Source organism: Streptomyces gilvosporeus (genome assembly GCF_002082195.1).
Classification (GTDB): domain Bacteria; phylum Actinomycetota; class Actinomycetes; order Streptomycetales; family Streptomycetaceae; genus Streptomyces; species Streptomyces gilvosporeus.
Window position 1 is genome coordinate 1400879 of sequence record NZ_CP020569.1, and the last position, 12420, is coordinate 1413298.

The 12420-nt window shown below is 69.8% G+C and carries 12 protein-coding genes; 8 read left to right on the plus strand and 4 right to left on the minus strand.

Annotated elements, in window-relative coordinates:
* The first annotated feature begins 65 nt into the window (after positions 1–65).
* From cseB to B1H19_RS06155, 6 genes are all read left to right on the plus strand, one after another.
* A complete protein-coding gene (cseB, locus tag B1H19_RS06130) occupies positions 66–731 on the plus strand; it encodes a two-component system response regulator CseB (protein ID WP_237289764.1) in 666 nt (221 codons plus the stop codon).
* Between the two features lie 5 nt (positions 732–736).
* Positions 737–2041 (plus strand): sensor histidine kinase, encoded by a 1305-nt coding sequence (locus B1H19_RS06135; protein WP_083103598.1) that lies wholly within the window; start codon positions 737–739, stop codon positions 2039–2041.
* Positions 2042–2188: 147 nt separating this feature from the next.
* Positions 2189–2971, plus strand: coding sequence for an ABC transporter ATP-binding protein (locus B1H19_RS06140; protein ID WP_083103599.1), 783 nt, complete (start codon positions 2189–2191; stop codon positions 2969–2971).
* 75 nt (positions 2972–3046) lie between these two features.
* On the plus strand, positions 3047–5605 hold the full coding sequence (locus tag B1H19_RS06145; RefSeq protein WP_083103600.1) for an ABC transporter permease: 2559 nt from the start codon (positions 3047–3049) through the stop codon (positions 5603–5605).
* 137 nt (positions 5606–5742) lie between these two features.
* The gene (locus B1H19_RS06150; protein ID WP_083109450.1) at positions 5743–6207 is read left to right on the plus strand and encodes an SRPBCC family protein; all 465 of its coding nucleotides are present in this window, start codon (positions 5743–5745) and stop codon (positions 6205–6207) included.
* Between the two features lie 54 nt (positions 6208–6261).
* The gene (locus tag B1H19_RS06155) at positions 6262–6615 is read left to right on the plus strand and encodes a VOC family protein (RefSeq protein ID WP_083103601.1); all 354 of its coding nucleotides are present in this window, start codon (positions 6262–6264) and stop codon (positions 6613–6615) included.
* Between the two features lie 107 nt (positions 6616–6722).
* Here the strand turns inward: B1H19_RS06155 and B1H19_RS06160 are convergent, their stop codons facing one another.
* Together B1H19_RS06160 and B1H19_RS06165 are read right to left on the minus strand one after the other, a co-directional pair.
* Complete coding sequence (locus B1H19_RS06160) at positions 6723–7637, minus strand: helix-turn-helix domain-containing protein (RefSeq protein ID WP_083103602.1); 915 nt, start codon at positions 7635–7637, stop codon at positions 6723–6725.
* Between the two features lie 170 nt (positions 7638–7807).
* On the minus strand, positions 7808–8047 hold the full coding sequence (locus B1H19_RS06165; RefSeq protein WP_083103603.1) for a DUF397 domain-containing protein: 240 nt from the start codon (positions 8045–8047) through the stop codon (positions 7808–7810).
* A 226-nt stretch (positions 8048–8273) separates the two neighbouring features.
* Between B1H19_RS06165 and B1H19_RS06170 the strand changes: the two genes are divergently transcribed.
* Complete coding sequence (locus tag B1H19_RS06170) at positions 8274–8807, plus strand: ATP-binding protein (protein WP_237289156.1); 534 nt, start codon at positions 8274–8276, stop codon at positions 8805–8807.
* Positions 8808–8840: 33 nt separating this feature from the next.
* Here B1H19_RS06170 and B1H19_RS06175 read toward each other — a convergent pair whose 3' ends face one another.
* Both B1H19_RS06175 and B1H19_RS06180 read right to left on the minus strand, forming a co-directional pair.
* Entirely contained in the window at positions 8841–9662 is an 822-nt protein-coding gene (locus B1H19_RS06175) for an SAM-dependent methyltransferase (protein ID WP_237289157.1), read from the minus strand.
* 295 nt (positions 9663–9957) lie between these two features.
* Positions 9958–11220 carry a S53 family peptidase gene (locus B1H19_RS06180; protein WP_237289158.1) on the minus strand — a complete coding sequence of 421 codons (1263 nt, stop codon included), beginning with the start codon at positions 11218–11220 and terminating at the stop codon, positions 9958–9960.
* A 299-nt stretch (positions 11221–11519) separates the two neighbouring features.
* Here B1H19_RS06180 and B1H19_RS06185 point away from each other — a divergent pair, with 299 nt between their 5' ends.
* Positions 11520–12371, plus strand: coding sequence for a TrmB family transcriptional regulator (locus B1H19_RS06185; protein WP_083103606.1), 852 nt, complete (start codon positions 11520–11522; stop codon positions 12369–12371).
* Positions 12372–12420: the final 49 nt, after the last annotated feature.

Genomic DNA, 12420 nt, shown 5'->3' on the forward strand with positions numbered 1-12420 from the left:
CGTCCGCCCCGGCTGGGGTCTCTTCGCGACCTGTGCGCGTGCTGCTGGTGGAGGACGACGAGCTGATGCGCCGGTCCTTCACCGTCGCCCTGGAGCGCTACGGATACGAGATGAAGGCCGCGGCCGACGGGCTCTCGGGGCTGGAGCTCTTCCGGGACGAGGACTTCGACCTGCTGATCCTGGATGTGATGCTGCCCGGTCTGGACGGGATCGGCCTGTGCCGCAGAGTCCGGGAGACGAGCCTGGTACCGGTGCTGATGATGTCCGCCCGTGGCGACGGGCTCGATGTCGTCGCCGGTCTGGAGGCCGGGGCGGACGACTACGTGGTCAAGCCCGTGGACACCTACGTCCTCGTGGCACGCATCCGCTCGCTGCTGCGGCGGGCGACCTACGCACCCGTCCCGGGACCCGGACGCGCCGCGGGCGAGGCGTCGCCGCCCGAGGCGGACGTGCTGGTCTTCGGGGACCTGACCCTCGACACCGCCGGTATGGAGGTGTTCGTCTCCGGAAGCCCGGTGGCGCTGACCCCGACCGAACTGAAGCTGCTCCTGGAGTTCGCCGCCCACCCCGGCGTCGTACTGGAGCGGCACACCCTGCTGCGTGAGGTGTGGGAGTACGGCTGGGACGGCGACAGCCGGGTCGTGGACCTGTGTGTGCAGCGGCTGCGCAGGAAGCTGGGCCGGGACCGGATCGAGACGGTCCGCGGCTTCGGCTACAAGCTGAGGCGCTGAGGCCGGTGCGTCCGTTCCACCGGCTGCGGCCGGACCTCGCGTCCCTGCGCTGGAAGATCGCCGCGCTGGCCGCGGCCACCGCCTGCCTGGTCGTGGCCGCGGTGGGCGTGCTGGTGCACCTGTGGACCGCGCAGGACATCCGCTCCCGGGCCGAGGCACAGGCGTTCAACGGCGTGTACTCGGCCATGGACGTCTACCGCCGTACCGGAACACTGGCGGACGGCGCCGAGCTCGATCCGGCCGACCTGCCCGCCGCCCTGCGCCACCCGGCCGACGACAAACGGCACACGGCCTACGACGGGCACGTCGACGCGGGCGCGAACGCGGGGCCGACCATGTGGGCCGCCCAGCGGACCGGCGGCCCCGGCAGCCGGGTCCTGGCCATCCGCGTCAACATGAGCAACGACTTCCACACGCTGCGCCAACTCGACGTGACCATGGCGGTCGCCTCGCTGGCCGCGCTCGCGGCGGCCGCGCCCCTCGCGGTCTACGGGGCCGGGCTGCTCGCCCGCAGGCTGCGGCGGGTCTCCAAGACCGCGGGCCGGATCTCCGCCGGGGACCTCGACGCCCGGACCGGGCCCACCAAGGGCCGCGACGAGGTGGCCGACATCGCCGCCACCGTCGACCTCATGGCCGACAGCCTCGGCCAACGGCTGCGCACCGAGCGGCAGTTCACCGCGGATGTGGCCCACGAGCTGCGCACCCCCGTCGGCGGTCTGCTGGCCGCCGTCGACCTGCTGCCGCCCGGTGAGACGGAGGATCTGCTCCGTGCCCGGGTGCGCGATCTGCGCGGTCTGGTCGAGGACCTGCTGGAGATCTCGCGGCTGGACGCGGGCGCCGAACAGCCGATCCGTGCCCGGGTGCCGCTCGGCGCCGTCGTCTCCGAGGCCGTGACGCGCACCGGCCTCGACACCGAGGTCACCGTTGCGGAGGTCATCGGTGGTGAGGACATCGGAGGCGAGGTCATCGGTGGTGAGGCGGACGCCGCTCGCACCGTGGAGACCGACCCGCGCCGCCTGGAGCGGATCGTCGGCAATCTCGTCGTCAACGCCCACCGGCACGGCGACACACCGGTGCGGGTCATCGTAGAGGGCCGTACGGTCGTCGTACGCGATCACGGCCCCGGCTTCCCGAAGGACCTGCTGCTGCACGGCCCGCGCCGCTTCCACACGGGCGCCACGGAGCGCGGCTCCGGCCACGGCCTGGGCCTGACCATCGCCCTGGGACAGTCCCGGCTGCTGGGCGCCGAGCTGCGCCTGGACAACGCCCCGGACGGCGGCGCCGTCGCCACCCTGCGCCTGCCGGACTGACCGCCCGGCGCCCGGCCCCCGCAGAACCACCCCCTACAGAACTGATACGAAGCGGCACGATCGCCGATACACGGCGGCGCGGGCCCCCGATACGTTCGCCGGACACCCTTCGACGTGCACCCTTCCGCACCCGAAGAGGAGTCCCCCGTGACCGCCAACTCCCCTGCCCCGTACGCGCTGCACACGACGCCCGGGATCGCGGCCGCCGCCACCGACCTGACGAAGGTCTACGGCAGCGGCGACACCCGGGTCGTAGCCCTGGACAACGTCAGCATCGACTTCCGGGAGGGCGAGTTCACCGCCATCATGGGCCCCTCCGGCTGCGGCAAGTCCACCCTGATGCACTGCGCCGCCGGTCTCGACTCGCCCAGCTCCGGCTCCGTACGCATCGGCACCACCGAACTGAGCACGCTCAACGACCGGCAGCTCACCCAGCTTCGCCGCGACCGGATCGGCTTCATCTTCCAGGCGTTCAACCTGCTGCCGACGCTGACCGCCCTGGAGAACATCATCCTGCCCGCGACCATCGCCGGACGCCGGCCCGACCCGCAGTGGCTGGACCGCGTGGTCGCCATGGTCGGCCTCTCCCACCGCCTCGGCCACCGGCCCGCACAGCTGTCCGGCGGGCAGCAGCAGCGCGTCGCGGTGGCCCGGGCCCTCGCCGCACGGCCCGCGATCATCTTCGGCGACGAGCCCACCGGCAACCTCGACTCCCGCGCGGGGGCCGAGGTCCTCGGCTTCCTGCGCGACTCGGTACGCGAACTCGGCCAGACCGTCGTCATGGTGACCCACGACCCGGTCGCCGCCGGCTACGCCGACCGCGTCGTCTTCCTCTCCGACGGCCACCTGGTCGACGAGATGACACAGCCCACACCGGACCGGGTCCTGAACCGGATGCCGCGTGCTTCCGGGGGCGGTCACACCGGCTGACCCGTGCCCGCGCCGCACATCCCCGCGTTCCCGATAAACCCCGTTCCCCAAAACCCTCGTTCCGGAAAGCCGCCCATGCTGAGAACAGCCCTGCGCAACGTCCTGGCCCACAAGGCCCGTCTGGTCATGACCGTCCTCGCGGTCTGCCTGGGCGTCGCATTCGTCTCCGGCACCCTCGTCTTCGCGGACTCGACCGCCGCGGCCTACCGCGCCGCCGCGTCGAAGGACTTCGCCGATACCGCGGTCACCGTGACCCCGAAGGACCCCGTGCCGGGGGCCGCCGCCAACCAGCGCACCGGCGTGCTCGACGACGCCCTCGCGCGGAGACTCGCCGGCGTACCCGGTGTCGCCGCCGTGCACCCCTCCGCCGACGGCTCCGCCACCCTGAACGCCGCGGACGGCACCCCGCTGCGCGTCAGGACGGGCGCGAACCTGGCCGCCGCCTACGTCCCCGGCAAGGACGGCAAGGACAGCCGCTCCCCCCTGATCAAGGGCCACGCCCCGGCCCACAGCGAGGAAATCGCCGTGGACACCGGCACCGCCGCCGCCGGCCACTTCCGCATCGGCGACACGATCACACTGGCCACCGACGGGCCGGTCATGACGAAACGGCTCGTCGGCATCGTCAGCACCAAGGACACCCGGGTGACCGCCGGCGGCACCCTCACCCTGTTCGACAAGGCCACCGCCCAGCGCCTGTTCGCCACACCGGGCCACTACACCGGCATCGATCTGTCCGCCACGCCCGGCACCGACCCGTCCGACCTCGCCCAGCGGGTCACCGCCATGCTCCCGGCCCACCAGGCCGAGGCCACCACCGGCACCGCCCAGGCCGACCAACAGGCCCGCTACGTCAACGTCCTGACCCGGGGCTACGAGAAGATCCCGATGGTGTTCGCCGGAGTCTCGCTGTTCATCGGCTCGTTCCTGATCATCAACACCTTCACCATGCTCGTCACCCGGCGCACCCGCGAGATCGCACTCCTACGGGCGATCGGCGCCACCCGCCGTCAAGTGGTCCGCTCCGTCCTCCTGGAAGCCCTCCTGGTCGGCCTCGCCGCATCGGCAGCCGGTTTCCTCCTCGGCCTCGGCATCGCCGCCGCCCTGCCCGACGTCCTGAGCAGCGAAACGGACACACTGCCCCACGGCCCCCTGGTGATCGGCCCGCGTCCCGTCGTCGCCGCGCTCGCGGTGGGCGTGGCAGTCACCGTCCTCGCCGCCTGGCTGCCCTCCCGCAGGGCAGCCCGCATCGCACCCGTCGAGGCGATGCGTACGGCGCACCAGCCGCCCACCGGCCGATCCCGCGGCCGCGCCCTCGCCGGCCTGGCGCTGCTCGTCCTCGGCACCGGCCTGCTGATCTCCCTCACCGGCGCGAAGGACGCATCCGAGGCGAACCTGCGCAGCGCGATGCTCGGCTGCGCCGTCCTCGTCGTCGCCCTGATCGTCCTCGCGCCGCTCCTCGCCCGCCCGGTGATCCGGCTGACCGGACGGCTGACCCGCCGCTTCGGGATCACCGGCCACCTCGCACAGCAGAACGCGCTGCGCGACCCACGGCGCACCGCCGCCACCGCCGCCACCCTGCTGGTCAGCACCGCACTGGTCACCGGCCTCGCCGTCCTCGGCAACTCCACCGGGCAGGCCCTCGACCGCCAGGCCGCGGCCGGTCTCAGCGCCGACTACGTCATCAGCACCGGCGACACCATGACCGGTATCGCCCCGGACGCCGTACGGCGGGTGGCCGACACCTCCGGGGTGCGGACCGCGAACGCCGTCACGGACTCCACCCTGGTCATCGGCGGCAGCGTCCGGAACATCTCCGGCATCGACCCCGGCACCGTGAACGACGTCATGCAACTCGCATTCGTCAGCGGCTCCGTCAAGGATCTCGGACCGGGCCGGATCGCCGTCTCCAGCTCCCTCGCCCGGGAAAACGGCCTGAGTACGGGCAGCCGGGTCAATACCCGCATCGGTCGACAGCAGGACTTCACCAAATACACCGTCGTGGGCGTCTACCAGGACAACCCCGTCGCCCACGACGCGCTGGGCGCCCGCAGCGAAGTACAGCGGAACGCCTTCCTGCCCCACTCCGTCCAGCGGATCCTCGTCCGCACCGACGGCGGCGCGATCTCCGCTGCCACCGAGGGCCGGTTGCGTACCGCTGTGGGCAACAACCCGCTGCTGAAGGTGCAGGACCGACCCGCACTCGTCCGGGAGACCGCCGGCACCATGAGCAATCTGCTGACCCTGATGTACGGGCTGCTCGCCATCGGCGTCGTGATCTCCTCGCTCGGCATCGTGAACACCCTGGCCATGTCGGTCGCCGAACGCACCCGCGAGATCGGCGCGCTGCGTGCCCTCGGCATGGACCGCGCCGGGATCCGCCGGATGATCCGCCTGGAGGCGGTGACCGTCGCCGCGTTCGGCACGCTGCTGGGCCTGGCCGGCGGCCTGTTCGGCGCCTGGGCGGTCGGCGCGCTGGCCAACGGCGCGATGGAGCACTACTCCCTGGCGCTTCCCTGGGGGACGCTGCTCCTCGTCTGCCTGGTCTCCCTCACGATCGGCGCGGTCGCGGCCGCCGTCCCGGCCCGCCGGGCGGCCGCCCTGAGCCCGCTGGAAGCCGTCGCGGAGACGTAACCCGTCGCATCGGCCCGCGACGTGACGCGCATCACCGGCGATGACGTCACGATCGCGGGCCGCGTGCCGTCTACCCGGTGAATCTGGCTGAGCGCGGCCGTCGTTCCGCGCCGTCCGACCTGGAGAAGGGACACGACATGGAGACCCTGACGGTGCAACGTGTCATCGCAGCGCCGATCGCCGACGTCTTCGACTGGTGCGCCACGACCACCAACTACACCCGCTCCCCCTTCGTCCTCAAGGCACGCCTGGCCCGGCCCGGCGCGGGCGCACCCTACGGTGTGGGCGCCGTCCGGCAACACACATGGCTGATCGGCTGGTTCCGCGAACGCATCACCGTCTACAACCCGCCGTACGACTTCGACTACGCCGTCGACCGCAGCTTCCCGGCCGCCCGGCACGAACTCGGCCGTATGACGTTCGCCGAAGTCCCCGAAGGCACCCTCGTCACCTGGACGACCCGCTTCCAACTCCCCCTGCCCGTCATCGGCGCGCCCCTCACCCGGGCGTTCGCCAAACCCGTCATCGGCCATGTCTTCGGCAAGATCCTCGACGCCGCCGACGCCTCACTCACCGGCAGCCCGGCCGGCCACACCCGATGAGCGCCCGTACCGAAATGCCTGTTCCCGAAGCCCTGGCGCGTCTAGGCTCCAGGGATGACCTTGGAATGGGAACAGGTAATTGTTCACTCGGTGGATCCGGCGGCCTTGGGTAAGTGGTGGGCCGACGCGCTTGGTTGGGTTGTGGTCCACGCCTCGGATGACGAGTTCGAGATCCGCCCGGAGCCGGATCGCCTGCCCGGGTTGGACTTCGTCCGAATTGATGAGCACAAGAAGGCCAAGAGCCGACTCCATCTCGACTTCCGGCCCGACGACCAGGACGCCGAGGTGGCTCGTCTGTTGGCTCACGGCGCACAGCGCGTGGATATCGGCCAGGGCGATCAATCGTGGGTTGTCTTGGCAGATCCCGAAGGCAACGAGTTCTGCATCCTTGGCCAACGACGTCAATAATCGTCTGCTTTGATCCCGAATGAAGTGATCGACCCTGGCTTGATTGTGGTGTGGGGCCGGCAAACTCAGGCCCCACAATTCATTCGGTCAACACGCCCGGGCCACCATCACGTCATCCGGTCGATCAGCCTCTTGAGGAAGGTCTTCGTCTCCTCGGGCGTCTCCGCCGCGGTGCACAGGCGGTCCATGACCGCCGAGTACTGGTCGATCTCCTCCTGCTTGTCCAGGTAGAGCCCACCGGTGAGCTGCTCCAGATACACCTTGTCCGGCAGCTCCGGCTCGGGGAAGCGCAGGATGCTGATCGGGGACCCGGCCGCCGCATGCGCCCCCACGCTGAACGGGGCGACCTGCACCGTGACATGCGGCATCCGTTCCACCACGTCGAGAAGGTGCTCCAGCTGTGCGCGCATCACCTCGACGCCGCCGAACGTACGGCGCAGCACCGCTTCGTCCAGCACCGCCCACAGCTGGGGCGGCTCCGGGCGGCTCAGCAGCTCCTGGCGCTGTATCCGCAGTTCCACGAGGCGTTCGATCTTCACGTCCGGCTCGTTGGGGTACCCGAGGCGGGTCACCGCGTTCGCGTAGGCCCTGGTCTGCAACAAGCCGGGGAGAAACTGCACTTGGTAGGTGCGGATCAGCGCGGCCGCTTCCTCCAGCCCGATGTGCAGTTCGAACCAGTCTTCCAGAACGTCGTTGTACTGCTGCCACCAGCCCGCGACATTGGCCTGGCGGGCCAGCTCGAAATACTCCTCGCGCCGCTTCGGGTCCAGTACCCGGTAGAGCGTGAGCAGGTCCACCAAGTCCTTCTGTTTGAAGCCGACTTGACCGCGTTCCAGCCGAGTGATCTTGGCGTGCGATCCGCGGATCGCCTTGCCCGCGTCCTCGCGTGAGATACCGCAGGCCTGACGGAGCTTCCTCAGCTGCGCACCCAGCACAATGCGCCGGACCGTGGGGCTGCCCTGATTCCCGTCCAGGTAGCGCGCTATCGACAGTTCGTCATCCGGCCGCATCATGGCGGTCATTCCCACTCCCGAAAGCAACAGTGCGGATACACCCAGTGTCCCATCCGTCGACTGCCGGGTACAGGAAGCCGCCGAAGGAAGCCATCGAAGACCGAACGGCCGGAGCGCGCTGCGGGGCGAAAGCCCCTGTCCAGCACGCCCCGGCTCTCGTCCCACGGACCGCGGGCGACTCAGCTCACCATCCCATCGAAGTCGCCGTCCTTGGCTCCACCGATGAACGCCACCATCTCGGCACGGGTGTAGATCAGCGCGGGGCCCTGAGGGTCACGCGAATTCCGAACGGCGAAACCGCCGTCCTCAAGAGCCGCGATCTCCACGCAGTCGCCTCCCGGTGCGCTGCGCCGGCTCTTCCGCCAGACCGCCCCTTCGATCGTCCCAGCCGATACGCCATTGTCGAACTGCTGCGGCATTCCCGTCGCTCCCTTACTCATACACAGGTGTTTGACCAGGCATCATCTGCCTGAGTAATTGCGGCTGCACGTTCCGATGCAATTACGTTTCCTCACAACGTAATTGCAGATGCAGTTGCAGCGCCACGGGTTGCCCGTGGATAGTGGTGGCGAATCACCCGTTCGTGATGAAGGCCTGAAAGGCTCCACGGAGATCGTGATGACATCCCACCCGGCAGCAACAACCGTGCCTCTCATACCGGTAGAACCCTTCAACCGCCTGCTGGCGCAGGCCACCGGCACCCACCCCCTACCGACCGGCGACGGCGACCACGACCCCGCGGAATTCGCCGCCTGTCCCCTCACCGCGGACCACCACGCGGCCGGAGCGGCCCGCCGCTTCACCTGGGCGACCCTCAGCGGCTGGCAGTTGGGCCCTCTCATCGACAACGCCGTCCTCGTCGTCAGCGAGCTGCTGACCAACGCCCTGCGCTACGGACTGCCCACCGCCGCAGCCCGCACCACCACCTGCCCGCGCCCTCTCTGTCTCGGCCTTCTGCGTCGCCCCGACCTGGTGCTGTGCACGGTCTGCGACCACAGCACACAAGTCCCCCTGCTCCAAACCCCCGACCACCTCGCCCAGACCGGCCGCGGCCTGCACATCGTCAACTGCCTCAGCCAGTCGTGGGGCTGGACCACCCCGACCGCCGCGGGCAAGGCCGTATGGGCCGCACTGTCCACCGCCGAGCTCGACGCCCGCTCCGCCCACCAGGTCGGATGACAACCGCTCGCGCTCCCTGCCGATGCGGCCCGCTCACACCTTGCGGGCCGCCCCGCCGTACAGCGGAATGTCCGTATCGCTCAAGGCGCCCGCTCCCACGTCCGGTTCGTCCGGCCGCCACCGGTGGACCACTTCGAGACCGGGTTCGACCAGCTCCAGGCCCTCGAAGAACCGCAGCACCTCGGCCTTGCTGCGCACGTTCACATGCGATCCCTCGGACTCGAAGTTCTCCGAGACCGTCTCGATGGCCTCGGGCTCGAAGTCGTTGGTGACATGGGTCAGGGCCAGGTAACTGCCGGTGGGGAGCTCGCCGAGGAGTTCCTTGACGATGGCGTACGGGTCGTATTCCGGGGGGAGCCAGTGCAGGACGGCCACCAGGGTCAACGCGACGGGCTGGGCCAGATCGAGAACTCCGCGGAGTTGCGGATGACGCAGGATCTCCTGGGGATGGCACAGGTCGGCTTGGATGTACGCGGTCCTGCCGTCGGGATGGCTCGTGTGCAGGGCGCGTGAGTGAGCGAGGACGATCGGGTCGTTGTCGGCGTACACGATCCGTGCCTGCGGGGTGCTCGCCTGGACGACTTCGTGCAGGTTGGGCGAGGTGGGAATGCCGGTGCCGATGTCGAGGAACTGGCGGATGCCGGCCTCTGCCGCCAGGTATCGGGCCGCGCGGTGCATGAAGGCCCGGTTCTGTCGGGCGATCATGGCGGCGTTGGGGAGCACCTCCAGCGTCTGCTCGGCGGCCTTGCGGTCGGCCGGGTAGTTGGTCTTACCGCCGAGGAACAGGTCATAGACGCGGGCGGCGTGCGGCCGGTCCGTGTGAAGGTCGATGGGCGGTTTGGGTGTTGCTGCCATCCAGTCCTCTGACTCCACGATGCCTGCTCCGCCCTCTCGTGCTCGTGGGGAGCGTCCGCCGACTCCCGCCGCACCTTAACCGTTGACCGGCGGGCGCTGACCGGTTCGCGTGGTTGACAAGCCAACTCGGCGCAGAGCCTTGACACCGCCCGGTGATCACCATTCACCACTCTGCGAATCCGCAAACGCTGCGCGGAACCCCTCTCCGCACGACGTCGGCCCGCCCAACCCCGAGGGGCCGGACAGGCCGACGTCCTGCACGTTCCGCGCGGCGCGGTGAGCGCGCCTCGGCTTGCTACTTGGTGAAGGCCGCGACGCCGTTCGGCGTGCCGAGGCCCGTCGGGCCGTCGTAGCCCTTGCCCGCCTGGCACTGGTAGTTGCCGCAGGACCCGTTGGAGCCGTCGGTGACGTCGTTCAGCTTGTCCGGGTGGCCGTACGGGTACGAGGCCGGAACGTCACCGGACCCCGGGGCGCCCGCGAGGGCGTAGACACCGGCGATGAACGGCGAGGAGGCGCTGGTGCCGCCGTACACGTTCCAGCCCTTGGCCTGGTAGGTGTCGTAGACCGCGAGGCCGGTGGCCGGGTCGGCGACGGCCGCGACATCGGCGACGGTGCGCTTGGCGCAGCCGTTGTCCTTCTGCCAGGACGGCTTGGCGTCGTACTTCGAGCAGCCCGAGCCGGCGCCCTCGCCACCGGCGGAAGTGCCCCAGACGGACTCGGAGTAGCCGCGGGTGCTGCTGTCCTTCTTGAGCGAGGTGCCGCCGACGGCGGTGACGTACTGCGAGGCGGCCGGGTACTCGACGCCGTAGCCGCTGTCACCGGAGCTGACGGTGATGGCGACGCCGGGGTGCTTGAAGTACTTGTCGTCCGAGGCCGTGTCGGCGGCTTCCTCGCCACCGCCGTAGCTGTTGGAGACGTACTTGGCGCCCTGCTTGACGGCCTGGTTCACGGCCGCGCCGAGGTCGTCCATGTTGGCGGACTTGGCTTCGACGAGCAGGATCTTGCAGCTCGGGCAGGCGGCGCTGACCATGTCCACGTCGAGGGAGATCTCACCGGCCCAACCCGCGTCCGGTGACGGGTAGTTCTTCCCGCCGTCCTGGTCGATCTTCTTGAAGCAGCCGTTGCTGGTGCTGCATTCCGGCAGTCCGTACTGGGACCGGTAGGCCGCCAGGTCCTTCTCGGCGTTCGGGTCGTCGTTCGCGTCGACGATCGCTACGGTCGCGTCCTTGCCGCCGTCCTTGGGGAGCTTGTAGGCGGCCTGGAGGTCGCTCGGCCCGAAGCCCTTGGGGGTGTCGTGGCGGCCGAGGGACATCTGCGGGGTGATGTCGGTGCGGACTTCGGCTTGGCACGCCATGTAGCCGGGCTTGCTCGGCTGCGAGCAGAGCCGGTGGGTCTGGACCGTGGATGCTGCGGGCGACGCGGTGTGCGTCGCGGTCTGCGTCGTCGCGAAGGCGCTCGACTGGGACGCGAAGACCAGGCCGCCGGTGACCAGGGCCGCCGCCGACAGCAGGGCGGGAGCGCCGCGGCGTATCAGGCTCTTTTTGCGATGAGAATGCAAGGAACTGCCCTCCGTGGGGGGATGGTTGGCCCCGCAACGGCCGTCGAGGAGTACCTGTGCGTTGTCATCCCGTCCAGAACTTCATGGACCTGACATGTCACGAGCATGACAACGCACAGCCTCACGTGGGGTGCCGCGGTGGAGCCGGTCGTGGAGCGTTCGAGCATGGGGTACAAGTACTGCCACCCCGTTCAGTGGTGGCTATAAATCAAACTATTGACTGCTCGGCCAAGGGGATAGAGGCAGTTGGTAAAACCTTCGCCTCATCTTCTGCGCCTTGCCATATACCTTGTGGAGCCATGGAGTTGGAAGAAGGACCCATCAACGACCTGATGGCGCTCGGCCTGGCCCGGTATGAGGCACGGGTTTATCTGGCGCTCATCAGGCGTGATTCGTATACGGCCGCCGAGGCCGCCCGCGAGGCCGATGTGCCGCGCCAGCGGGTCTACGACGTGCTGGACGCGCTGGTTCGGCGGCGGCTGGCGACGACGCACCCCGGACGCGTCACCAAGTACTCAGCCGTCACGCCCGAGTTGGCCGTCGCGCGGCTGATGGCGCTGCAACGCGAGTCCATGGACCGGCTGGAGCGGGTCTCGGAGGGGCTGGCCGGCATCCTGCAACCGCTCTGGTCCGACGGGCGGGTACACACCGATCCGCTGGACTACATCGAGATTCTGCGCGACCCGAAGGCCATCACGGAGCGCTTCGCCGACATCCAGCGGCAGGCCCAGCACGAACTCCTCACCTTCTGCAAACCGCCGTTCGTCGCACCCGCGGAGAACGCGGAGGGCATCAAGGTGGTCCGCCGGCTCCACCGGGCGGGCGGCACCGTCCGGGCGATCTACCTCGACGACGCGCTGGACAACCCGGGGACGGTGGAGCATGTCCGCCGCTTCGCCGCCGCGGGGGAAGAGGCCCGCTTCGCCCCGGAACTGCCGCTGAAACTCGTCATCGCCGACGCCTCGCTCGTGCTGTGCGATATGCCCGACCCGGTGGCCGGTGCGGGCTCCACCACCACGCTCTTCATCGAGCATCCGGCGCTCGCGGGCTGCCTGCGGCTGGCCTTCCAGACCGTGTGGAAGGATGCGGCGCCCGCGTCGGCGGCGGAGCCGGATTCGGAGTCGGCGCGGGAGTCCGGCTTGGCGCGGTGAGGGGCTGAATGCGGGCTGGGGCTACGGACTCGGGCGCGCGCGGGCCATG